The following is a 22,804-nucleotide window of genomic DNA, read 5'->3' as shown; positions in this document are numbered from 1 at the left end:
GCCCTCGCCAAGGGGTCTACAACATAGCTATCGATTTGGAGTCGTAACTAGCGTATAATGGCTGATAGACGCGTGAGAGCGCCTGCAAACCGGGTGACACCGGGGCGAGGAGAAGACCCCAGCGGGAAACCGCCCCCGCTAGACGCTCTCGATCGAGGACCAGGTAAGAGACCGACTGCGTTGGGGCTCAGTCTTTTGACATGGACCCGCGAGCGCACACGACATGGTCCTTTCCAGGAATTCAACCTGGCGCGTAAGAGCAGGTGGGAACGGACTGCTCCGGAATCAGCGTCCCGCAAGGGCAACGAACTGCTCTACGACAGCGCCCACCTTCTGCCTCAGATCATCCGGATCTGGGGCTTTTTTCATGCCCAGAGGAGGACACGTGTCTTGGATCTATGAGTTCAAGGACGACGACGGCATCGGCACCTACACCGGCAAGCACGGTGGCCGCGAGTCGCTCGGTACCCGGATCAATCGGCACTTCGGTCTTGACGCCGAGCACAGCCGGCACGCCGACAGCGTGCAGGCGCACGTGGTACACCCCGACGACCTCGACTACGAGGAGCAGCAGGCGATCAAGAACGCCAACGACGGTCAGGGCACGGTCTTCAACAGGATGTACAACGACGAGGGCTGGGCCGAGGCCTACTACGAGGGCTACAGCACCCGCGACCGTAGTGACGAGCCTGACCCCGACGCCGCCGAGTGTCGCAACGCTCGTGCCGCCGGCAACCTCGAGTACGAGAACCGGAGGCGTCGACAGTAGTTCGAATGGTCTGCCCGGGCCCCTTCGGGGGCCCGGGCAGACCTTTTTTGTGCCTGGCTATTGCTCGGCCTGGGGGTAGGAATGCGGATGTCGCGCTTTCTCAACAGCGGCACCGCGACCACTTCATGAACACAGGATGCGGCGAGGGCCAGGCTGCACGCGTCGGTCAGCGGAACGACCGGCGTTCGGTCCGTCCGGCTCAGCCGTACATGAGCGCGATGCTGCGCCCGAGTGCGTGTGCCAGCCGAACCGGCACGGCGTTGCCGATCTGTCGAGCGATGGCCACCTTCGATCCACACCACTGAAAGTCGTGCGGGAAGGTCTGCAGGAGTGCCGCTTCGGCGTGCGTGAGCGGCCGGTTCTGGGTCGGGTGGAGGTAGCGCCCCTTCTCGGGCTTCACGAATTCCGTTCGAATGGTCACCGAGGGGCGGTCGGCGCGCAGGCGTCCCATGACGTCCTTGGCGCCGGACTGGTGCTTCCGCCAGCACGGCGCCAGCAGCTCTTCGGGAATGTCGAACCGGTTACCACCTGGGGGAATCTTCGCGATCCGGCGTCGCGAGAGGTCGGTCAGTCGACGGGTCAGGTGCAGCTGAGTCGTCTCGAAGGCGCCCGGAAAGGCAGTGTTATCAAACTCGAAGATGCCCTCGGGCAGATTGATGGCGTCGGGCGGCACGACCTCCGAAAGCTTGGCGAGCGCCTCGCCGACCGAGAGGAAGTGCTGCGGGCAGCCAGCGAACTCGCCGACGGGGTTCGGCACCGGCGGATTGTTGCGATGGCGACCGATGACGACCGCCCGCTTCCGCACCTGCGGGACACCGAACTCCGCTGCATTGAGCACGTAGGGCTGAAGGCGATAGCGGGTAAGGGCGCCGTGCTCGACCTCGGCCTGCAGGAGTTCCCACTGCGGTGACCGGAAAAAAGCAGCGACGTTCTCGATGACGAAGTAGTCCGGCCGGATTTGCGCGAGGGTCCGGGCGTACTCACGCCAGAGGACGTTGCGAGGGTCGGAGGGGTCGCGCTTGCCGAGATTCGAGAAGCCCTGACACGGCGGCCCCCCGATGACGACGTCTGCACTGGGGATCTCGTCGCGGTGCCAGTCCTCGATCCTGATTGCGTGCAGGTGGTCACGGCCGAAGTTGGCTGCGTACGTGGCTGCTGCCGCTTGATCGGCTTCGACGGCCGCGACGACTCGATACTCGGATCGGACGTCGGGGTCGACATTGACGTTCAGGAACCCCCGGGTCAGCCCGCCACATCCGGCGAAGAGATCCACCAAGCGCAGTCGGGTCACGGTCAACAACTTACGGCCGGTCACCGACAGCTTTCGCGACGTGCCTGTGGTGTGTCGCCAGCAGCTTCGTAGGCTGTCAGGCCGCAGTGACCAACGGCACGTCCGTGAAGGGGGTTCCGATGGCGGACCGGCCCCCCGCATCGAGCCCCGGCGTGTCCGAGCGGATGAGCCGTGCCCGACGGCGCGACACCGATCCGGAGATGCAGGTCCGACGGGAGGCGCACCGGCGGGGGATGCGCTACCGCGTCGACGTGCCACTGCCGGGCATGCCCCGGCGTCGGGCAGACATGATCTTCCCGCGGCGAAAGGTCGCCGTGTTCATAGACGGCTGCTTCTGGCACTCGTGTCCGCTACACAAGAGCATCCCCCGGGCCAACAACGAATGGTGGGTTGCCAAGCTCCAGAAGAATGTCGACCGGGACCGGGAGACCGACGCTCATCTGCAGGCCCTCGGATGGATTGTCCTGCGGTTCTGGGAGCACGAGGACCCAACCACGGTCGTCGACGTCGTCGAACGAACCGTAGGAAATCAGTCGTCGTCCTGAGCGTGCCGAGGCCCCGAATGTCGCTGCAGATCACCGAGAACCGCAACCGAATCGGCGACCGCCACGGCCACCTGGCGGCGCAACTCGTCGTCGTCCAACGCCTCGAAGTCGACCACCGCGCTCGTCCGTAATAGGCGCTTCAGCACGTCGCGGAGCACATCACGCTCCGCGACGCCGCCGGTGTCCACCGTTGGGAAGGTTTCCGCCAACGCCCGGGCAAGGGTGCGACTAGCGCCGAGGGATCTGCGCCGGGCGAAGATTTGATCGAAGGCGGCCTCGCCGAACGCGTCGAGCAGGCGGTAGCGCTCGATCCGCTGTGGCAGCGCAAGCAGGTGGGCACGCCACCACAGGCGGCCCCAGACATGCCGGGTGATGTCGGTTCCGAGCACCCGGTCGACGGGCGGGCGCGGGTAGCGCCAGTAAGAGACGTCGGGCAGGACGACAAGCGCGAGGAAGGTCCAGATCGACCGCACAGAGGCCTCGGCCGCGACGAGTCCGGAGCGCTCGTGGAGCAACTGCGCCACCTCGAGGTCGAAGGCAATGCGGTCGCGCCGGCGTCCCTCGCCGGGGAACCCCGCATTCTCGGCCGCCTTGACGATCAGGTCCCGAAGGTCCCGCAGTTCGTTCTCGGTGACACGACGACCTCCGGTGGCGGCGAAAACGGCGGACCGGTGGGTGTAAGCCACCTGTTCCTGCAGGTCCGCCAAGCCGGCCTTGGAGTAGTCCTGGTGCAGCTCGCGAGCGGTCCGGTCGAGCAATCGCGGGTAAAGGACGCTGGTCACGGCGCCGCCAGCAGGTCGGCGGCGTCCTGGACCCGAGCGGTGAACAGGACCGGTTCGAGCTGTCGTTCACGGCGCAGGGCCTCGACGCTGAAGGCGGGGAACATCCTCTCGAGCACGGCGGTGAAGAGCGCCCCGAGGGAACCGGTCGGGTAATCGACTTCGTGGGTGAAGTCCTCGTTGGACAGGGCCCGCTCGACGAGCGACCGGAGGACGTCGGTGCGGAGAGTCGACAGCACCCGCCGGTCCGCATCCGTCGGCCCTGCCGCCGCCGTCAACGCGTTCACCACGACCTCGCGGCGTTCGTTGGCGAGCAGAAGGACGGAGCCGAGCGCCGCGGCCTCCAGGTCATCCCCGACCTCCAGGTACCAACTCGCCCTTGTCGGGTATGGGAGATCGTGAAAGTCGGCGACGGCGAGGGGGAAGAGGACGGCGTCGCCCTGCAGCAGCACCGGGAAGCGGTCGCTCCAGAGCACGCTGCCCGGTCGCCGAGGTGCCACGGACGACTTCGCGCCGGCGGGGTTGCGCAGTGTGAGAACGGTGTGCAGCTCCAGGACGCCGCCCAGCTCGTCTCCCTCAAGATCGAACGCGATATCGAGCTCGGCGCCGTCCTGAGCCGGGACGGCCGCCTGCCAAGCGCGACCGCGCAAGAAAGAACTCGACGCCGACCACCGCACCGTCAGGTCGACCTCCGCATCCTCCGGAAGGCCACAGAGCCGACGGGCGCGGAGTCCGTCCACCCGGACCGGACGGCTCAGGGACAGCGTCGTGTCGTAGTCCCAGTCGGGCAGCTCGGAGGGCATCTCCACGGCACCGCCCGCGACGACCTGCGACCACGGGCCGGCCGTCACCACGTCGCCCGGGGGGCGGAGATAGGGAAACGCGCGGGTCATGAGACGTGCTCCCCGAGGGTGGTACCGACGACGGCGATGTCGGTGACCGTGTCGGGTACGGGAACGATCGCGAGCGCGACCTCGGCGGGTGCAGGGACAGTGCACGTCTCGGCGCGGATCTCGCCATCGGGTGTCGTCCAGGCCCACACCTCGGGTCGCGCCGCGCCGACCGGGGCCTCCTCCTCCCGGCCGCCCTCCCACGTAGCGACGGCCAGGCGGGCGGTGAGCTCAACCGGCCCAGCCCCGGTCACCGAGAACCTCTGGACGACCACCACCGCTCCGTCTCGGTCCTCGACCCGGGGCTCGTCGAGGGACGCGACCCGCACGCGATCGCGTCCGGCAGGCGAGGTCCGCCCTGCGGTCCTGTCGGAACCACCGACTCCCCGCCCGGGCGACGTGCCGCCCCCGACCCGACCGGTCGACCCCTCACCGAGGCCGTCGGCTGGCTCGGCGAAGGCCGCGGCGACCAACCCACCGAGAAAGTTCGCCGCCGCCCCCAGCGCCACGCCGCCGGTCGCCGCAGCCGCGGTCGTCGCCGCGGCCCGGAGGGAGGACAGCTGCTCGCGGATCCGGGTGAACGTGACGCGCACGAACGTTCTGTCGTTGCCGGTGAGCTGCTCGTGCACCCAGTGGTCGTGGGTCGGTGGTTCGGCGGCGGCGTACACCTCGTCGAGGTCGTCCTCGGCGCGGAACACCCCGGCGTAGGCGCGGTTCACCGAGCCCGGCACGGGTCCTTCGTGGTAGCGGACGACCAACTCAGGGGAGCGCATGAGGCAGACGTGATGGGGATCCCCGCTCACCCCCGCGTACTCCGCCGCCTGCGTCACGGACTCGGGCGACATCGGGATGACGACGGTCTGCTCGAGCGCGAACCGTCCGAGGCGACGCCGTGGGCTGAGGCATTCCAGGGTCGTCGCCTGATCGGTCTTCTGACGGCGGTAGGCGGCCACGAACATGCGCAGGGGGTAGGTCCTCGCGGGATCCGGCACGTCGAAGGTCCGGCCTCCCGCCACGACCGCGGGCAACAGTTTGTGGTCGCCTCGTTCGGGCAGCATGATCGGCCACATCTGCCAGGCGATGGTCTCGGCGAGGTGGCGGGCGGCGGTCTCCACGTCGTCGAAGTCGTCGAGGTCGGGATCGAGGACCACGAGGGTGGTGCCTGACTCGCCCCCCTCGAACGGCGTCAGACCGAGGCTGCGGGCGACGGCGTCGGCCTCGGCGCCCCGCAGGGGTTCGACGTGATCGCCCTGGATGTCGCCCCACCAGTGCCGCCCGGTGAACGGACGCGCGTCCTCGTCCACCCGACCGGTGCTCTCGAAGGACTCGCCCAGGGCGATGCCGATGAGCCGGGACGACAGCCCGAGCCCGGGTTCCTCCGTGCGGGTGTAGACGAGGATGGTCCCGACCTTGGACAGGCGGTAGAGGACGGCCTTGCCGTAGCCGTACGTTCCACCACCGTGCACGGTGTCGCGCTTCTCCCCCACGTTGAGGACGAATGCGATCCAGTCCCGGCGGTCGGCGGCGACCTCGTCGGCCCGGGTTGGCCCACCGAGGCCCTTGGTGCCCCGGTCCACGACCGACAACAGGCGCAGGTTCGGTGACCGGACGACGCGGCCGACACCGAGGTGGCGCTGAACCTGTGAGGGTGGGGTGAGCAGCCGTTCCCAGGTCGGGCGGTGCGTGGGCGACACGGTGCTCAACTCGAGGCGGTACGTCGTCGGACGTCCCGGCAGGCGGGCGTCCCAGGAGTTCTGTGCCGTCTCGCGGACGAAGACGGTCATCGGGTCGACGGGCGGCCTGCCGAGCTGGTTGCGGATGCCCTCGGAGGCGATCGCACCCGTCGGCGGGAAGGGCTGGGACCACCATCGTGGTGTCGTCATGTCCCGCTCACGAACCGGTCCAGCGAAGCCTCGTCCAACCGTCGCGCCTCCGCCGCGGCACTGTCGAGGTCGACCACGTACTCGACTGGGCCGACCCCGGCGACGACGCCGTCCCCGACGAGTGCCGACGGCACGATCCGGGGAAAGCCCGGACGCACCTCGTACGCGCGCTCCTCGACCACCTCGAAGAGCCGCCTCCCGTAGACGTCCCGATCGGCGTCCCGGTACCCGTAGGCGGCGAGCCGGGCCTGAAAGCTCTGGGGATCGTCGGTCTTCGTGCGGATGTCGTCGACCAGTTGGGGCACGGAGATCCCCTGATCCGTCTGCAGCCGGAACCACCGCAGGACGAGCCGTCCCGGCGGGGCGAGGTCCAACTGGTCAATTCCGTGAACGCGGATCCGCCTGCCCTCCGGCGACACGGTGGTCTTGACCTCGATGGCGTCCGCGCCGCAATGGAAGTCCTGCGCGGTCCCGCCCGGTCCGGTCCAGAACGCCACGGCGCCGGGATCGACATCGACCAGTTCCCGCAGTACGACGAGCTCGCCGAACAGGCCGGCGAGTGCGGACGGCGTGAGTGCTTCACGGGCCCCGGCCAGCAGAGCCCGCCATTCCGACAGCACCGTCCGCAGGGTCGGGATGCACCTGTCCGGCGTCGCCGCGACCCGGTCGACGATCTCGACGCAGAGCGCTGTGAACAGGTCGGCCAGACCGGCATCCACCAACTCGAGGCAGGCGTAGGGCCGGTAGCTGTGCTCGTCCTCGAGGGCGCGACGCCGCAGCGTCACTGCCCGACCGTCCAAGTCCTCCCTGAGCGTGTGCTTCGCCGCGATCGGGACCAGCAGGCAACGCCGGTCGGCGCGGTCGACAGCGGCCAGGAGCGGGCCTCGGTCGGTCTCCACACCGGTGGATGCGGTCCGGAATGCGCTGTCGGAGGACCGAGCTGCCGCGGCACGCCAGAGGTCCTCGAGTCGATCACCGTCCACCGTCACGCAGCCTCGTCGTCCTGGTCGAGAACGGAGGCGTCCTCCACCTCGACCGCGACGTTGGACAGGTCGGCGCTCCAGTACTCGACCTCAGAGTCCTTCGTGCCGGCCCGCGGCTCCGGAAAGACGATCGCCACGCCCATCACCACGTCGTCCGTCGGAGCGTCCAGCGGCCTACGCCCGACCTTCTCCCCCGTGTCCGACTTCGGCTCGATCGGGTAGAGCAACAGAAGGCCGTCGTTCGGTCGCTGCTCCCGCCTGAGAGCGAGGATCCCGTCCAGCTCCTTCGGCGCGGCACCGTCCACGATGAGATCAATGATTTCGTCGCGTCGACTGCTCAGCGTCTTAATGTCGGCGACCCCATCGAAGGCCGGAACGTCCCTGTGTCCGAGACGCGCGCGCTTAACCATTCGTAGCGAGACCCCGCTGCCGAGGTCGCAAGGCTTGGTGTCCACGTCGCTTCGGGAGTTCCCGATCACTGCCACGCTCCACCGGAGCAGTCCGCCAGCCTTCACCCGCTTCTCGATGTAGCTCAGGAGCCGAGCGCTGTCTCCGTCGGACGATCGCTCGTGGAAGGAGTACGCCCGCAAGAATTCGGTCACGTCGTCGTAAGGGACTTGGGTGAACAGCGCAGTTTCGCGACGCGGTGGAGGATCCGCGATTCCGTTCGCCGCGGCGGCCGCGACCAAGGCCCGCGCGGCGGCAGCATTCAGTGCGAGCCAGTCAGCTCCGGATGGCGCGATGTCGAAGAAACGCGACTCGACGAGCTGCCCGCCATAGGCGGCGTGGGCCAGCACGGCGTCCTTCATCTTGGCCCTCGCCGTAATGCTCATCTTCGGGTGCGAGCGCAAGCGCACCGCGAAGGTCAACGGTGTCTCGTTCGAGGTCATGTACCGATTGATGTCCAGCCGCATCTCGGCCTCGACCGTCGCGAGATGACGGAACCACTCCGCCAGCTCCTCGGTCATCCAGATTCGCGGGAGGTCGCCGTACCCGGCGCGGTAGCCGAACCAGCGCCCCATCTGCAGCAGGGTGTCATAGGCCGACACGGCGCGGACGAACAGGCTGGACACGAGACCTTCGAGCGTTAGCCCCCGGGAGAGGGTGTTGCCGCCGACGGCGATCGCGGTGACTGGTCCGGCCTCGTAGTTGAGCCGGTCCGTGCTGCGGTAGTTGTCGACGACGACCTTCGTGTCGCGTACGACCTCCCGCAGCCTGCCGAGCACGTCATCGAAGGAGACCGCGTCCTCGCCGAAGTCACGGGCGGGCACCCTGGCCGTCTCCTGCTCCCAAGTCGTCCTCAGCCGCTCCACCAGCGCGGTGTCGTCGGCGTCGAGCTTCCGGAGCAGCCGGGCGCGCAGGTCGAGCAACGGGTCCTTGAACGCCTCATGGACTCCCGTCTCGGTCGTGGTGTGGATAAGCATCGTGGAATGCGGATTGCCGCCGCCGCGGACCCGGCGCGCGGCGGTGGCAAGCCAGAACCACTCGACCGCGGCCTGGAGCGAGTGGGTGAGAGCGGGTTGGAAGGTCGCCGCGTCCTGCTTGTTCTTCGGCTTGAGGTCGTCGACCTCGTCATCTGGAACCCGCCTGATCATGTCCCAGCCGCCCGGGAGGTCCTCGGGATCCTCGCCGTCGAGCAACTCACGGCCGAAGAGAACCTCCGTGCCGTGGTAGCCGTCGGGCTTCGGCAGGTTGACGATGAAGTCGCGCGGGTAAAAGTCCTTATCCTCGGACGGGTCGATGAGAAGATTCGCGAACGGTGTCGCCGTGTAGCCGACGTAGGCGGCCTTCGGGAAGCTGTCGAGGACGTCGAAGAGCAGCGGATTGATCTTCGAGGTCGCGACCGTAGACTGGTCGGCCTCATCATCGATGATCAGTGTCGGGCACTTGTCGAGGTACTCGCCAGCCGACCTCAGCCACTTCCGGAGCTTGCGGAGAACAGCGGCGTTCTTCTTCACGACGAGAAGCAGAGACTGCCCAGTGGCGGCGAAGAAGGCCTTCGGGTTCGGCGGCGGAACGAAGTCATGAGTTTCGCTCGTCACCTGGTGCCATTGACCGGGATTTGCCTCAACGAGGTCCTTGACCAGTCGAACCTGCGTCTGACGTCGCAGTGTGTTGTGGATCCCGGACAGCACGATGAACAGCTTGTAGCCGCGGTCCGCGGCCTTTGCCATGACGGCCGTGAAGTTCGTCGTCTTGCCGGACTGGACGAACCCGACGACGAGGCCACGGGTACGGAACTCGTCCTGCTTCGGATGGTCGAGGAGCGCGACGATCTTCGTCGAGGATTCGTCGATCGCCCCGATGTTCGCGCCACCGAAGCCCTTTCGGCGCATCGATGCCACGAGCGCAGGCCAGTTCTTGTCCTTCTCCATATCCGGCCCGGTGTACCAAGTCGGTCGACCGTTGAGGAACACCGACGGCGGCTCTTCAAGGTCGCGGATGCGGATGCTCTCCGCCTCGTGCTTCTCCCGCACCAGCTTGATGATCGACTCGTCGGCGCCGAAGAGCCGGAGGTTCTTCACCGCGTCGTGCGGTGTCATCGACTCGATGAAGTTCAAGAACACGCCGTAGAGGTGCTCGAGCTGTTCGTTGTCGATGTCGCCGGTGATCATGCGCCCTCCCTGCATCGCCGCACGCGGACTACGAGAAGGCTACTGAGACGATCCACCGTGAGTAGCCGAAGCACTCGGATCCGTTACTCCTGTGAAGGATGTGGAGGGAGACGCCTCACGTCACCGTGCAGCCGAGGCTGGAGCCCGACAGTGGAGTCGGTGGGCGCCTTGCTCCCTGGGGACGCAACGCTCCAGCGCCGTCCGCGGTGGCCCTCTGTCGTTGCGCTGTGGTCCCCTTGCGTGGACCAATAGGACGACCCGAGGGTTCTCGACGAGGAGAGATCACACGAGTGGAGTACCGGGCGTACTTGCAGGAGGTCGACAGGGCCGCCGAGGCCACGGGCGGCAAGGTCGTCTCCCTGGCGGGGGGTTACTTCGGGGTCCAGATCATGGCGGACGGGACTCTGGTGCTGCTCGCACTCGACCTTGACTCCAACCAGGGTTGGGTCGCCTGGAGGGAGGACCAGGACGGCGAGCGCTGCTGTGATGCGGCAGAACAGGTGATCGGGCCGTGTGCGGTCGAGAATCTCCGAGACCGCGCTCGGGAGGCGATCGCGGTCCACCTGCACGCTTGATCGGCCAATCGCCGACCCCCGGACGAGCTCAGGTCTCACTGAGTACGGCAGGTTGAACTCGCTGCGGCATCTGCTGGTCGACGAGTTCCGCTTCGTCGGTGGTCCTGCAAGGCACGTTCCCGCCGCGCACCATGCCGCCGTGCGGGGGTCCCAACCGAACGACTCATAGTCAAGACGGCCGTCGACATCGTCATCGTCGGGACTCTGCGTGGTCAGAACCGAGCGGACAAACGTCATGGGTCACTTCGCCATGCTGCCGAAGTCCGGCGCGACACCGTCGCTTGTGAAGCGATATGGCGGGATGGGGCGATGCCGTCCCCGCTGACAAGCCCCTCACCAGGAAATTTCGAAGGGGTCATGTCGAGTTCGGAGTACAGAAGGCCGGGTCCGCGTTGACCATCGCGGAGCGACATGTACCGGCTGTTCCCGGGGTTGCTCCCCAGACAGTCCTGGCCCCGGTCCACGTTGATCTCGCTGGCCCTGGTGCTCCTGCGCCTCACGATCCCCGTCTTCCGGCTCCGGGCCTCGCGCTCCAGCTCCGTCGCCCTCCGGCGCCGCTCAGCACTCCCGGCAGTCCCGAGACGATGCGCGACCTGGTCAAGGCCGTCGTCCGCGTCTGGCAGCCTGCGCCACTGCCCGGTCGGCCGTTCACGTTCGGCTTCGACCAGACCGGCCCTACGCAGCTCGTGGAGATCCCGGCGAACGGTTCGGGCGCTGGCTCCCGGCATGAGGGCCTTCAACTCGGCCACCGTGACTGCTGCCTCCGGAGGCATGGCCCGCAGCGTGCGCTGAGCGGATCGAGGGAGTGCACCGCGGAAGGCGTCGTGCAGCGGACCCGTGAGGGGCGAGTGCCCCGGATCGACCCACTTACTCTCCCCTTGCCCCCCTGAGTCGGGGGTATGTGGGTCGATCCGGGGCAATTGCGGCTGCAACAGGTACGTGGTGGCATCGGTGACCGTGCCTGGCTTCACCACGGTGATCAGTCCCTGCGCGCGGAGCCGCCGCAGGCACGCGGTGACCGTCGGTCTGGTGCGGTGCACACCGTCGGCGATCGATCGGAGCGAGTGCGCTACCTGGGGGTTGTCGATCCCGGCAGCCACCGAGACCAGGTACTCGTAGACGAGCCTGTCCGTGGTGCCGGTGCGCGGATGCCACGGGTAGGTCTCGACGGTCTCCCGCAACAGCGCAACAGCCGCACGTCGCTCGCGTCGCTCATGACCCCAGGCCGGGTGTTCCCGGACGAAGATCCTCTGGTCCTCGTAGATCTGGGCACACCGGGCGATCGCGACATCGAGTCCCCGGGTCCTCTCCAGCTCCTGGATCTTCTCCCCGCCGCGGTTGCGCCGGTCACGCATGTCCCGGGTGTACTCGTCGAGGCCAAGGCCGGCGTTGATGAAGTGGGTGGCGAGCGCCTGGGCCATCGTCGTCCTGCTGACCGTGTCCACGCGCCGGTGCCGACCCGCGCGGTCGCCGTGGTGGAGAAGGTCGAGTGCGGGATCACCCAGGGGCAGTACCCCGGGACGGCCGCGCAGCGCCGAGAGCAGCTCGGGCACGGTGGTCGGCTCCACCGGCACGCCGGCGCCACCTGACCGGTGGGGACTGAGCGGTGGTCGGATGGGACGGGTTGCCCGCTGGTAGCGGCGGGGAGCGCCCCGCGCAACCAGGAGGTCGAGGAGGTCCTGCGAGGACCAGCCCGGAGGGCTGACGATGTAGACGTGGTGGTGCCCCGGCCTCCCGGAGCCGACCATGACAAAGCGGGCGTTGATCTGCATGGCAGCAGCGCGAATGAGCTCTACCCACTCGAGCATGGCCGCCTCGCCCTCGTCGGGGTCGGCGTCCCACGCCACGACACCATCGCGCAGGTCGACCATGAAGGCGCTGCTGCGCCGGACGGCTTGTTCGATGCTGACGGACTCGCCGGTCACCTCGTTGTTCTCAGCCAGCAGCCGGGCCTTGGAACCCGGCTTCATCACCGCCTTCGCCAACGAGATGACGGTGGAGTCGCTGTAGTCGCCGTCCAGCGACCCTGTGCGGTTCATGCGTGGGAGTTGCCTTTCGATTCGTCCCGCGAGGTCGCCAGGGAGGTGCGAGCGGGGTGCCCCGGCCGAGCTGCGGGTCGATCCGACGCAAGCGCGTCGGCATAGGACGGAGCCGACGGCTACTAGGGCGTCAACCCCAGCAGCGCGCGGAGATGGGCGGTCACCACTCGATAGCGGCGGCCGACTCGCATCACCGGTACGGGGAAGTCGCCGCGGCGGGCCGCCTCGTACGCCGCCGTCCGGCCCATGTTCAGGACGCGTGCGGCGGTGACCAGGTCGATCACCACGGGCAGGGCCGCGACCTCCTCGGCTGACCACTGCCGGGTCAGTCCGCTGGCTGCCACTGGCGCTCCAGGATGTCGCGCAGCCGCAGCAGGAGGGCCCCGTACTCGGCCGCGGCGTGGCTCCGGGGCATGCGGTCGCCGCGTTCCCATCGGTAGATGGCCGAGACGCTGACCCCGATCTCGGCGGCGATCTGCTGCAGGCTGATGCCGGCGGCCAGCCGGATGCGGCGGGCCTCCCCGGAAGCCGGGAGCGCCCTGGCCCCGACGAGACGCTCGACGGTGGTGGGCGGTGGCGAGGTGCTCATGCCGTCCCGTTTTACCGCATGGAAGTGACCGTGGCACAGGCTATGGCAGAGCTCACCTTGTCGATGTGCGACCAAGATCGAACGTTTGTCATAAGTCTTATGACCTCGTCATACGTTGTCACACGTCGTCATGACCGAGCGCTCGTAGCGACATGTGATCACGCATCGTCAAGACACTTCCCGCGACGTATATGGCATAGATATGGCTTGATCGTGCTATAAAGGAGCCGTGTCAGCACCCAGCACGTACCGAGGTCTCTTCCCCGTCGTGAGGCAGGTCCGCGGGGCGCACTTGTACATCGGGGTGCACCTGGCCCACGTCAACGACAAGTTGACCTGCGTGGGGCTCGACATCCGCTCGTTGAACCTGGGCGACAGCATGCTCGCTATCCCGTTCGACCTCGGGAACTCCACCTGGGAGGAGGTCAGCACCCCGATCCTGCGCGGGCTGCACCTGCGGGACGTCCTCGACGACGCCCTTGAGCAATACCGAGAGCTTGTCGAGGGGGCGAACTCCCGCGCGCGCGAGCTGATCGGCGAACCAGACGACGCCCCGCCGACGTCCGCCAGCCCCGGGCGTCGCGGTCGTCCTCCGCAGCTCAGCGACGAAGCGCTCGAGCGGGTGGTGGCTGCCGCCTACCGCATGGGGGGGCGCCGACCCGTTCAGGCCGTCCAGGAAGCACTGGAGGGCAACGGCGCACTGCCGAGCCCGGTGACCATCGACCAGGCTCGTAAGGCAGTCCTCCGGGCGCGAGCACGCGGCTTCATCCCACCGGCCAGGACGTCCGACCCCCAACCGGACGAACAGTCATGAACTCGTCGTCACTCCAACGCTGTGGACGCCGGTACGAGGCTGAACGACCAGCCAGAGGGAGTGACTGGGCATGAACCGTCGAGGACGCGTGTACCGCCGCTGCTCCTGCCGGGACGAGACGGGTAAGCAGCTGGGCCAGTCCTGCCCGCGGCTGGCCACGGACGGCAAGCACGGCACCTGGTACTACGCCGTCGACATGCCCAGCGAGGTTGGCAAGCGCCGGACGATGCGCCGCGGCGGCTTCTCCACCAAGGCCGCGGCCAACCGGGCGCTCGCGGACGTCACCAGCCGGGCCGCGCAGGGCGTGCGGGTCGACGACCGGGAGACCGTGGCCAGCTTCCTGGCGCGCTGGCTGCAGGTGAAAACCGGCGAGGCGAAGCCGACCACCCTGCGCTCCTACCGGGCACACGTGGAGAACGTCATAGTCCCGGCGATCGGCCACCTGCCGATCGAGCGGCTGCGCGCTGAGCACGTCGAGCAGCTCGTGGCCGACGCCGCCGCCGGCCGCGGCCCGGTGACCGTCCGGCGCATCCACGCGACGCTCAGGTCGGCACTCAGCTACGGGGTGAAGACGCGACGCCTGCCCTTCAATGTCGCCAGCAACGTCGCCCCGCCCAACGGCGCCCCCCCGGAAGTGCAGCCGTGGTCAGCGGCGGAGCTCGCGACCTTCCTCCGCCACGTCGAGACCGATCGGCTCGGCCCGTTCTTCGAGGTGATCGCGGCCTGCGGCCTGCGCCGCGGCGAGGCGCTCGGGCTCCGCTGGTCGGACCTGGACCTTCCCAACCGGACCGCTCGGATCCGGCAGACCGTCGTCGACGTCGGCGGTCGGCTGGAGTTCTCCACGCCGAAGACCCGCTCGTCGGAGGCGACGGTCCCGCTGACCGAGCGTGCGGTCCAGGCACTGCTCCAGGTGCGCCTCGGCCAGGACATCGACCGGCAGGCATGGGGCGACGCCTACGAAGACCACAACCTCGTGTTCACCCGGGAGAACGGCAGCCCGCTGCGGCCGGAGTACGTGACCCGCCGTTTCGTCACGCTCTCGCAGGAGGCCGGGCTGCGCCGGGTGCGGCTGCACGACCTCCGCCACGGCGCAGCCTCGCTCATGCTCGCCGCCGGCGTGCCGATGGCGATCGTGTCGAAGATGCTCCGCCACTCCTCGATCGGCATCACCGTCGACACCTACGGGCACCTCTCGGAGGAGACGGCGCGGACCGCGTCCGACGCGATCGGTGCCCTGCTGGACCAGGCCTTCGACGAGGCCGCCGCGGCGGTCGGAGACCACACTGCGACCACAAGCGCGACGGCCGAGCATCCGGGGACCGCCGAGACGCCGCTCGCGTCGGCGAAAGCGCAGGTCAAACCCGGTGGGCCCCGTGGGGATCGAACCCACAACCCGCGGATTAAAAGTCCGCTGCTCTGCCAGTTGAGCTAGAGGCCCGGTGGGTGCAGAGAACCCTCCAGACAACCCACGAGACAACGCCGAAGACATCTGGGGGCCGCTGCGGCCTGCAGCGAGGTTACCGTCCGTTCCTCACGCTGGTCCGCGGCGGAAGCCGCCCCGCGCGCGGGGTGACCTCGTCGATCGTGCGGGTTTCCGCCAACCGGCGAGTCGACGCAGCGTCTCAACCGGGCGGCATCGGCGGTGCGTCATCCGGTGCCACGACGGCTCCGATCAATCGGAACAGGCGGTCGGCAGCGTTGGCGTAGTTGCCCTCGGCGTCGAAAGCACCAGGCAGGTACGTCACGGCCACCGCGACGGCGACCTCCTGGGAGGGCAGGTACGCCGCCGTCCCGCTGATGCCGGCCAGTAGCGGGTTCTGCAGGATCCACGACCCGGAACGGACGACGCCCAGGCCGTAGTTGTACCCGTCCACCTGCGTGAAGCACGAGGGCAAACAGCTGGGGTCCGTGTGCCCGAAGCCCAGCAGGTTCGGGTCGGTCATGGCGTGGTAGCTGGACTCCGACAGGAGGGCGCCGGTGCCGACCTGCACCGCGGTCGTCGCCATGTCGCCGATGGTCGTCGTCTGGTTCGCACCGATCGGCGTGCCCCACTGCGTGTTCCAGAACGTCGACTCCTCGTAGAAGGCAGTCGTCGGCGGGATGCCGAGCGCTCCCCGGCGCTCCGAGCTGAAAGTGTGGAGGACCGGGTCGGGGACGCCGGAGGTCACCGACGCCACGGTGTCGGTCAGGCCCATCGGGCCGAGCACCTTCTCGCGCAGCAGCTGGTCCAACGGCTTGCCGCCGATCTCGGCGAGGATCTCACCGAGGATCATGAAGTTGGTGTGCGCGTAGCTCCAGTTCGTCCCCGGGGGGAACGCGACCGGGCGGGTGAACGCGTAGGCGAGCCGCTCCTCGAAGGTCCAGATGTGGAACGGGTCCGCGCTCCAGGCGGCCTCCCAGGCCGGATCGGTCTCGTAATCGGGATAGCCCGAGGTCTGGTTCGCCAGCATCTTCAGCGTGACCTTGTCGGCCTCGGGCAGGTCCGGCATCCAGCGGTCGATGGTGTCGTCGAGCCCGACCTCGTGCTCGTCGACGAACTGCATGAGGAGGGTGCCCAGGTAGGCAAAGGCGACGGCGCCATTACGGAAGTGCATGTCGGTGGTCGCCGGCACGCCGTCCATCGACGTACCGAATGCCTGCCTCGTCACCACCTCCCCGCCCTGAGTGACCTCGACGATCACCGCCCGGAGGTGATCCTCGGCCATCGCGCTCTGCACGATGTCCGCGATCGCCGAAGCCGTCTCCTCCTGCGGAGTGTCAGCGGAGGTCGTCGCGCCGGCCGGCACCGCAGTCACCGCGAGCGGGAGCACGGCCAGGACCGCTGCCGCCACGAGGCCTCGCCGAGCAGTTCGGATCCGGCCCCTGCTGCCTTGCATGGTCATGAGACGCATCCGTTCGGGCGCGAGGCCACTCGGCCAGGTGGCCGACCTCGGAGTGGGCAGGCCGGCGGAGCCTCTCAGCCGACGCCGCGGTGCTGGCGGTTTCGACAACCGGAGCCGCCGACGAGCGAAGGGTCGTCACCCGGTGTGCGCCAGGGTGGTCGGAGGATCACCGGAGCCGGCATCGAGGCGGGCGCCGGCGACTGGAGCGACGGCTGAGCGGGAGAGACAGGGAACTGCTCTCCCACGAGGGGTCGCGGACGTCCACAGATGCCGCACAACCCCGTTCCACACGAGGAGCTGCGGCATTCCCCCGAAGGAGGAGGAGCGTCCTGGAAACGCACGTCAGACTGTCCGCTGCATCAGCCGAAGCGCAGCTCAACAGGGTTCTCTGCATCCACCAGAGGCCCGGCGGGTGGGGAGACCGCTGGTGCGCAGGACACCGGGCGGTTCCACGGCCCGCTGCGAGGCTACCGCCGGCAGCCGGCACCTCCGCGGCGAGCGCGGCATCCGACTCGGGCACCGCGGTGACCCGGCGTCCGGGCCGAGCAGCACGCCGACCGGTCAGCCACGGACGCCGTACCGCTGGTCCATGCCCGGCCCGTGCCCAGCCGACCGCCACGCGTGGGGCGGCCCCGCCGCCCCCTGGCTTGGAACGGCGGGGCCTGACCGCCGGTGCCCCCCGGGGAACGCCGGCGGCTGATCAGGGTCGCCCGGGCGCTCCCGGGCTCCTGCGACCGCGCCCGCGGCGACCGCCGTCGCTGCCCGGCGACGCACCGAGCAGCTCGCCGGTGAGCACGAGGTGCTCGGCGACGTCTCGCACCTTCCGGTTGAGCTGCATCGACGACCGGACCAGCAACTGGAAGGCCTGGTCGGGCGTCAGCTTGTAGCGCTCGATGAGCACACCTTTGGCCTGGTCGATGACCGCGCGGGACTCCAGCGCGCGCTGGAGGTTGTCGGCCAGGTCGCGCGCGCTCTGGTACGCGTACAGGTTGCCCGCGGACACGGCGGCGTACGGCCCGAACCGGGTGGCGACCGCTCGGCTGTCCTCGTCGAACGCGCCGGCCTGCCGGGCGTAGATGTTCAACGCCCCGGTGACCTGTTCCTCCTCGTCGACCGCCAGTGGGATCGACAGGGAACTGAGGGCGCCGCGCTCGACCGCGTGTGCCAGGTAGTCCCGCCACCGGGTGTCGGTACGGGCGTCGACCACCTCGGTGATCTCTCCGGTGCGGGCGGCGTGCAGGCAGGGTCCGTGGTCGCGTTCGAACTGCCGCTCGTCGAGGTCGACAGCCAGCTGATCGGTCCACACGGCCGTGGTGGGCCTGCCCCCGACCAGCAGGGTCACCGACGCCTCGGGGTTCCCGGGCATCACCGTCCTGCTCAGGTCGGCCACCGTCTGGAGCAGGCTCTCCATCGACAGCTCTCGCAGGGACAACCGGCCCAGCTGCTCCAACGCCTCGACGGCGTTCGCAGGCTGGGGGTCCTGGTCGCTGGCCACGGGTGGCCTCCGGTCGGTCTGCGCCGGGGGGATGGGAACCCCGGCGGCGGGATCCCGGTCCGGGTCCCGCGTTCGCGCACTACGCCGCTGTTGGACGCACGGATCGACGCAGGTCCATCCCAGCGCCGTCACCAACGCTACGCGCGGGAGCCGGTGAGGACACCCCCTCCCCACGCCCCATGGATCCGGGGCCATCTGACGCGACCGACGCGCCACCATCCCGGCGGACCGCGCGGTCAGATGACGTCGAGGAACAGCAGGAGCAAAAGGGTCAGCAACGCCGAGACGGCCAGCGAGCCCAGGCAGCCGAGCCGGCTGGAGAAGAGGAAGAACACGGAGGCCGGGTGCCCCCGCGAGGCGCCGGTGAACCCCGATGTGACGGTGCGTGGCGCAGCCCACGGACGTGTCACCTGGTCGGGTGATCGCTCGAGGCGTTCAAGTCACCTAGCGTCACTGCTGCCCGGCGAGCGATCCCGGGCCACAGGCTCCGGCCCGGCCGCCGCGTTCCCCCCGTGGTGGCCGGGCCGGGCTCCATCTCTCGGCTCAGCAGACCCGGTCGAGCAGGTCCCAGAACAGCTCCTGCTGCGCGGCGTCCACGGGCAGCGGCACCGGCACCGGCTCGGCGTCCCCCACCGCGACCGACAGCGGGAAGAAGAACGGCTGCTTGGTCTCGGCCAGCACGTGCGGCTCGCAGGACGCCGGGGTGAACGCCATCTGTGCGTTCGCCCGCTCCTCCCCTGCCCCCAGCTCCAGCGGCAGCCCCTCGACGGCGACATCGAGGACGACGCTGCGCCGGGCGTCCAACACCGTGACGGCGCGGTCGTCGTCCCCGGCCCGGGTCAGGACGACGGTGCCGGTGACCGCGTCGCCCGCCGGGGTCAGCCCGGTCAGGCCGATGTCGGCGACGGCCAGCACCCCGGCGATCACGCACTCTTCGCGGTGGACGACGTCCAGGTCGTCCCCGGCCAGCGGCGCCCGCAGCTCCTCCACCGTGCCGTCGGGCCACGTCACGGTCAGCCGCACGGCCGGCGGGCCGGCCGGAGCGGCGCAGTCCGGCGCGCCGTAGGCGGTGCGCAGGGCGATCGTCCGGCCGGGCTCGAAGGCGGCGCTCAGCGCGGTCGGCGGCAGCGGCGCGAAACCCGGCGCGTCGATCGCCACTGCGGTCACCGTGAACGGCTGGTCGCCGGTGTCGGTGACGCGCACGTGCACCTGACCGGGGACGGGCACGTCGGTGCGCTGGCGCACCACCTCGGCCTCGATGCCGGGCACGGGCGGCAGGGCCGGCGCGGCGGACGTCGACGCCGGAGAGGTCGCCCCGACGACGCCGTCCGTCCCGCCGCAGCCGGCGCACAGCAGCACGAGGACCAGAGCCGCCGCCCGCCGCACGCGTGCAGGGTAGGGACGACGGCGCCGCCCGGGACCCCTACCGGTCGCGGCCGGGCAGTCGGGCCATGACCCGGCCGGCCTGCATGCGGATCTCGAGCTTGTCCTGCGGGTTGGCCGCCGGACCGCGCCGCGGCTGGCCGTCCGCGAGGTCGAACGCGGAGCCGTGCCACGGGCACACCAGGCAGTCGGTGCCGCGCACCTGCTCCACCGACCCCTCGTACAGCGGGCCCGACAGGTGCGAGCACGCCCCGACGAAGGCGTCGACCCGTGTCCCCCGGCGGACGACGGCCAGCGGGACGTCGACGCTGCCGCCCTTGCCCGTGCGCAGCGCCGGCCGGCCCTCGGGCAGGTCGTCGAGCGGGCCGAGGTCGATCCAGTCCGAGCTCAGCGCGCGGGCCGCCGTCGCGGCGTGCGAGGCGCCCGAGGACTGGGCGTAGGACATGTGCCCGCCGATCGCCGCCGACGCGGACGCGATGCCCAGGCCCGCGTAGGACAGCACCCGGCCCAGCCCGCCCCGGCCCCTGGCACGCGCGACCAGCGAGCCGACGTAGAGGCCGAGCGCGACGGTGTTGCCCGCGGCGTGCAGCAGGCCCAGCCGCCGGACGCCGATGCCCTGCTCCGACCAGTCGGCCGCGCCGGACATCGCCGCGGGGACGGCGACGGCGACGCCGGTGCCGATGAGGACGGTGGCGGCCGGACGCAGCGGGGGGATCGCGTCGAGCAGGCCGGCCGACGTCCAGCTGCCGACCGGGACCTGCACCAGGACCGGGTGCAGCGGGTGCCCCAGCCACGTGCCGTGCAGCAGGTCCTTGAGGGCCTGCGGCTTGAGCACGGCCTGCACGGCGCGCTGGGCCGGGCCGATCGCCTTGTCGAAGGTCGCTCTGTCTGCGACCCGGTCGAGGATCCCCATGAGGCTCATGGCGGCGTCCTACCCCCGTCGACCGCGGACGATGCCGCGCTGGCCCGCCGTGATGGGCGGCTGCCCGACGGTCACCGCCACGCCGCGATCACTGCGGGTGGTGATCGACTCCACAGCGGAACCGTCGGCTCTCAGTGGAATAACGACTGGCGTACAGCCGATCCCCAGGGGGAATGTACAGAACGTAGTGGTGCCAGCAGAGGAGACGTCGTGACCTGCCCGTCGTTGTTGACCCGCCGCCCGGCGGTCGGCGACGCCGTGGACAGCGCCGTGGCCCGGCTGCGCGCCGAGGACACGCTGGGCCAGTTCGCCCGGTTCGTCCTGGTCGGCGCCTCCACCACGCTGGTGTACGCGCTGCTGTTCGCCGCGCTGGAGCGATTGGGCTACCTGCCGGCGCACGTGGCGGCCACCGCGGTCTCGACGCTGCTGGCCAACGAGATGCACCGGCGGCTGACCTTCCACGCCGGCGAGCGGGTGCACTGGCTCACCGCCCAGCTCGAGGCCGGCGGCGTCTCGGCCATCGGCCTGCTGCTCACCAGCACCTCGCTCGGCGTCCTGAACTCGCTGGTCCCCGACGCCAGCGTCGTCACCCAGGTCACGCTCGTCGTCGCGGTGACCGGCCTGGTTGGACTGATGCGCTTCATCGCCCTGCGCTGGCTGTTCCGGCCGCGGGCGACCAGGACCGCCTGACGGTGTCTCCGCGCCGCCTGTGAGCGGCGCCCGGTCCACGCTCGTCGCGTGACGGTCGCGGAACAGCGGCGTCGCCGGCCCACCGGGGCGGCGCCGACCCCGGCCGCGGCTAGGTTGACGGGGGTGACCGAGCCGACCACCGCCAGGCGCGCGGGCCTGCGCGCGGTCGCCCGCGGGGTGGGCCGGTGGACGGTACGGCTGGCCGTCGTCCTGGCCGGTGCGTGGCTCGGCATCCTGCTGCTCGGCCGGGTGTCCGCCCCGATCGGCCCGTTCGACGCCACGGTGGCGTTCCGCCCGTTCGGCGGGGGCGCCGCCCTCGACATCCCCCCGCTCGGCGCGCTGCAGGTCGACGCGTACGACGGGCCGCTGCGGCTGGAGATCGAGCTCAGCCGGGTCGACGAGATCCGGGCGACGCAGCTGGCCACCGACCCCACGCGGCTGGACGGCGTCGTCGACCAGGTGAGCGCCGACCTGCGGGACGCCGTCGAGCGGGTGGCGTGGCTGACCGCGCTGGCCGCCGTCGGCGGGGCGACGGCGACGTCCCTGCTGGTGCTGCGCCGCCGCCGGGAACCGCTGATCGCGCTGGGCCTGTCGACCGCGCTCGTCGCCACGATCGGCGTCGTCGCCGCGGCCACCTGGCGCCCCGCGGCGCTCTCCCAGCCGACGTACACCGGGCTGCTGGTCAACGCCAACAGCCTGATCGGCAGCGCGCAGGACATCGTGGCCAGGTTCGATGCCTACCGCGCCTCGCTCGAGGACCTGGTCTCCAACGTCAGCACGCTGTACTCGACGCTGTCCACGCTGCCCCCGCCGGGCGGCGCCGACGACAGCGTGGCGCTGCTGCACGTCTCCGACCTCCACCTCAACCCCGCCGGCTTCGACCTCGTGCAGCAGGTGGCCACCCAGTTCGACGTGGACGGCGTCCTCGACACCGGGGACATCACCGACTGGGGCAGCCAGCCGGAGAACGGCCTGATCAGCCGGGTCGGCACGCTCGGCGTCCCCTACGTCTTCATCCGCGGCAACCACGACTCCACGCTCACCGCCGGGCTGGTCGCCGCGCAGCCGAACGCGGCCGTGCTGGACGACTCGGCGGTCACGGTCGCCGGGATCGAGGTCGTCGGGACGCCGGACCCCCGCTTCACGCCCGACCCGGGGACGGACGACGGCGCCGAGACGCTGGAGGCGAGCGGCGAGGGCCTCGCGGACCTCGTCGGGACGCTGCCGGAGCCGCCGGCGATCGCGATGGTGCACGACCCGGGGCAGGCCCCGCCGCTGGACGGCGTCGTCCCGCTGGTGCTGGCGGGACACACCCACGAGCGGGAGGTCACCCGGCTCGACGGAGGCACCCTGCTCATGGTCGAGGGCTCGACCGGCGGAGCGGGGCTGCGCGCCCTGCAAGGGGAGTTCCCCGAGCCGCTGACCTGCACGGTGCTCTACCTCGACCCGCAGACCGGCGCGCTGAGCGCCTACGACGAGATCACCCTCGGCGGGCTGGGACAGACCGAGGTGACCATCGAGCGGGAGGTCGTCCCCGCGGTGCCCCCTGCCGTCGGGGACGGCGCCGGCGGGACCGGCCTCGACGGGAACCCGCCGGCTCCGGCCGCCCCGACGCCGACACCCGCCCCGGCGCCGGCCTCCCCGACGGGATGACCCGGCC

The 22,804-nt window shown here is 69.9% G+C and carries 19 protein-coding genes, 1 tRNA gene and 1 pseudogene; 7 read left to right on the top strand and 14 right to left on the bottom strand.

The annotated features are described in order from the left end of the window. The first annotated feature begins 385 nt into the window (after positions 1 to 385). A complete protein-coding gene (locus ACWIX7_RS15070; protein WP_448617258.1) occupies positions 386 to 769 on the top strand; it encodes a hypothetical protein in 384 nt (127 codons plus the stop codon). Positions 770 to 968: 199 nt separating this feature from the next. Here the strand turns inward: ACWIX7_RS15070 and ACWIX7_RS15065 are convergent, their stop codons facing one another. Next, positions 969 to 2,060, bottom strand: coding sequence for a DNA cytosine methyltransferase (locus ACWIX7_RS15065; RefSeq protein WP_448617257.1), 1,092 nt, complete (start codon positions 2,058 to 2,060; stop codon positions 969 to 971). A 152-nt stretch (positions 2,061 to 2,212) separates the two neighbouring features. On the opposite strand from ACWIX7_RS15065, the gene ACWIX7_RS15060 reads away from it, so the two are divergent. Then, the gene (locus ACWIX7_RS15060; RefSeq protein WP_448617256.1) at positions 2,213 to 2,605 is read left to right on the top strand and encodes a very short patch repair endonuclease; all 393 of its coding nucleotides are present in this window, start codon (positions 2,213 to 2,215) and stop codon (positions 2,603 to 2,605) included. Here ACWIX7_RS15060 and ACWIX7_RS15055 read toward each other — a convergent pair. The 5 genes from ACWIX7_RS15055 to ACWIX7_RS15035 are packed head-to-tail and all read right to left on the bottom strand — an operon-like array spanning position 2,590 to position 9,755. After that, entirely contained in the window at positions 2,590 to 3,387 is a 798-nt protein-coding gene (locus ACWIX7_RS15055) for a DUF6339 family protein (RefSeq protein WP_448617255.1), read from the bottom strand. The two genes, ACWIX7_RS15060 and ACWIX7_RS15055, sit on opposite strands and share 16 nt — an antisense overlap. Beyond that, complete coding sequence (locus ACWIX7_RS15050; RefSeq protein ID WP_448617254.1) at positions 3,384 to 4,277, bottom strand: hypothetical protein; 894 nt, start codon at positions 4,275 to 4,277, stop codon at positions 3,384 to 3,386. The genes ACWIX7_RS15055 and ACWIX7_RS15050 overlap by 4 nt, the downstream gene beginning before the upstream one ends. After that, positions 4,274 to 6,157: a hypothetical protein gene (locus ACWIX7_RS15045; RefSeq protein WP_448617253.1), complete on the bottom strand. Its 1,884-nt coding sequence runs from the start codon at positions 6,155 to 6,157 to the stop codon at positions 4,274 to 4,276. The genes ACWIX7_RS15050 and ACWIX7_RS15045 overlap by 4 nt, the downstream gene beginning before the upstream one ends. Continuing rightward, complete coding sequence (locus tag ACWIX7_RS15040) at positions 6,154 to 7,146, bottom strand: PD-(D/E)XK motif protein (RefSeq protein WP_448617252.1); 993 nt, start codon at positions 7,144 to 7,146, stop codon at positions 6,154 to 6,156. Before ACWIX7_RS15040 ends, ACWIX7_RS15045 begins: the two co-directional genes overlap by 4 nt. Beyond that, positions 7,143 to 9,755, bottom strand: a complete 2,613-nt coding sequence (locus tag ACWIX7_RS15035; protein WP_448617251.1) for a Z1 domain-containing protein — start codon at positions 9,753 to 9,755, stop codon at positions 7,143 to 7,145. The genes ACWIX7_RS15040 and ACWIX7_RS15035 overlap by 4 nt, the downstream gene beginning before the upstream one ends. 290 nt (positions 9,756 to 10,045) lie before the next feature. Here ACWIX7_RS15035 and ACWIX7_RS15030 point away from each other — a divergent pair, with 290 nt between their 5' ends. Beyond that, positions 10,046 to 10,330 carry a hypothetical protein gene (locus ACWIX7_RS15030; protein WP_448617250.1) on the top strand — a complete coding sequence of 95 codons (285 nt, stop codon included), beginning with the start codon at positions 10,046 to 10,048 and terminating at the stop codon, positions 10,328 to 10,330. Between the two features lie 233 nt (positions 10,331 to 10,563). On the opposite strand, the gene ACWIX7_RS15025 is transcribed toward ACWIX7_RS15030, so the two are convergent. From ACWIX7_RS15025 to ACWIX7_RS15015, 3 genes are all read right to left on the bottom strand, one after another. Beyond that, positions 10,564 to 12,369 (bottom strand): hypothetical protein, encoded by a 1,806-nt coding sequence (locus ACWIX7_RS15025; protein ID WP_448617249.1) that lies wholly within the window; start codon positions 12,367 to 12,369, stop codon positions 10,564 to 10,566. A 122-nt stretch (positions 12,370 to 12,491) separates the two neighbouring features. Further along, positions 12,492 to 12,713: a hypothetical protein gene (locus tag ACWIX7_RS15020; protein WP_448617248.1), complete on the bottom strand. Its 222-nt coding sequence runs from the start codon at positions 12,711 to 12,713 to the stop codon at positions 12,492 to 12,494. Then, positions 12,695 to 12,958 carry a helix-turn-helix domain-containing protein gene (locus tag ACWIX7_RS15015; protein ID WP_448617247.1) on the bottom strand — a complete coding sequence of 88 codons (264 nt, stop codon included), beginning with the start codon at positions 12,956 to 12,958 and terminating at the stop codon, positions 12,695 to 12,697. Before ACWIX7_RS15015 ends, ACWIX7_RS15020 begins: the two co-directional genes overlap by 19 nt. 268 nt (positions 12,959 to 13,226) lie before the next feature. Here ACWIX7_RS15015 and ACWIX7_RS15010 point away from each other — a divergent pair, with 268 nt between their 5' ends. Together ACWIX7_RS15010 and ACWIX7_RS15005 are read left to right on the top strand one after the other, a co-directional pair. Next, positions 13,227 to 13,772, top strand: a complete 546-nt coding sequence (locus ACWIX7_RS15010) for a hypothetical protein (RefSeq protein ID WP_448617246.1) — start codon at positions 13,227 to 13,229, stop codon at positions 13,770 to 13,772. A 70-nt stretch (positions 13,773 to 13,842) separates the two neighbouring features. Further along, positions 13,843 to 14,910, top strand: a pseudogene (locus ACWIX7_RS15005) (tyrosine-type recombinase/integrase); the annotation flags it as partial. Between the two features lie 227 nt (positions 14,911 to 15,137). Here the strand turns inward: ACWIX7_RS15005 and ACWIX7_RS15000 are convergent. From ACWIX7_RS15000 to ACWIX7_RS14980, 5 genes are all read right to left on the bottom strand, one after another. Continuing rightward, a tRNA-Lys gene (locus ACWIX7_RS15000) sits at positions 15,138 to 15,210 on the bottom strand. A 184-nt stretch (positions 15,211 to 15,394) separates the two neighbouring features. Beyond that, positions 15,395 to 16,603, bottom strand: a complete 1,209-nt coding sequence (locus tag ACWIX7_RS14995; protein WP_448617245.1) for a serine hydrolase domain-containing protein — start codon at positions 16,601 to 16,603, stop codon at positions 15,395 to 15,397. 751 nt (positions 16,604 to 17,354) lie between these two features. After that, a complete protein-coding gene (locus ACWIX7_RS14990) occupies positions 17,355 to 18,149 on the bottom strand; it encodes an ANTAR domain-containing protein (protein WP_448617244.1) in 795 nt (264 codons plus the stop codon). A 543-nt stretch (positions 18,150 to 18,692) separates the two neighbouring features. Continuing rightward, entirely contained in the window at positions 18,693 to 19,535 is an 843-nt protein-coding gene (locus ACWIX7_RS14985; protein WP_448617243.1) for a hypothetical protein, read from the bottom strand. 37 nt (positions 19,536 to 19,572) lie between these two features. Continuing rightward, positions 19,573 to 20,454 carry a Rieske 2Fe-2S domain-containing protein gene (locus ACWIX7_RS14980; RefSeq protein ID WP_448617242.1) on the bottom strand — a complete coding sequence of 294 codons (882 nt, stop codon included), beginning with the start codon at positions 20,452 to 20,454 and terminating at the stop codon, positions 19,573 to 19,575. Between the two features lie 210 nt (positions 20,455 to 20,664). Here ACWIX7_RS14980 and ACWIX7_RS14975 point away from each other — a divergent pair, with 210 nt between their 5' ends. Both ACWIX7_RS14975 and ACWIX7_RS14970 read left to right on the top strand, forming a co-directional pair. Then, positions 20,665 to 21,144 (top strand): GtrA family protein, encoded by a 480-nt coding sequence (locus ACWIX7_RS14975; protein WP_448617241.1) that lies wholly within the window; start codon positions 20,665 to 20,667, stop codon positions 21,142 to 21,144. 123 nt (positions 21,145 to 21,267) lie between these two features. Next, on the top strand, positions 21,268 to 22,797 hold the full coding sequence (locus tag ACWIX7_RS14970; protein WP_448617240.1) for a metallophosphoesterase family protein: 1,530 nt from the start codon (positions 21,268 to 21,270) through the stop codon (positions 22,795 to 22,797). Positions 22,798 to 22,804 lie beyond the last annotated feature (7 nt).

The organism is Geodermatophilus sp. URMC 65, from assembly GCF_053502545.1.
This window is presented reverse-complemented; position numbering and strand designations above follow the sequence as displayed.

What these genes read in the sequence shown, in the direction of transcription:
- ACWIX7_RS15015 (WP_448617247.1), bottom strand. Translation starts at nt 12,958, where the DNA reads ATGAGCACCTCGCCACCGCCCACCACCGTCGAGCGTCTCGTCGGGGCC.
- ACWIX7_RS15025 (WP_448617249.1), bottom strand. Translation starts at nt 12,369, where the DNA reads ATGAACCGCACAGGGTCGCTGGACGGCGACTACAGCGACTCCACCGTC.
- ACWIX7_RS15035 (WP_448617251.1), bottom strand. Translation starts at nt 9,755, where the DNA reads ATGATCACCGGCGACATCGACAACGAACAGCTCGAGCACCTCTACGGC.
- ACWIX7_RS15050 (WP_448617254.1), bottom strand. Translation starts at nt 4,277, where the DNA reads ATGACCCGCGCGTTTCCCTATCTCCGCCCCCCGGGCGACGTGGTGACG.
- ACWIX7_RS15045 (WP_448617253.1), bottom strand. Translation starts at nt 6,157, where the DNA reads ATGACGACACCACGATGGTGGTCCCAGCCCTTCCCGCCGACGGGTGCG.
- ACWIX7_RS14980 (WP_448617242.1), bottom strand. Translation starts at nt 20,454, where the DNA reads ATGAGCCTCATGGGGATCCTCGACCGGGTCGCAGACAGAGCGACCTTC.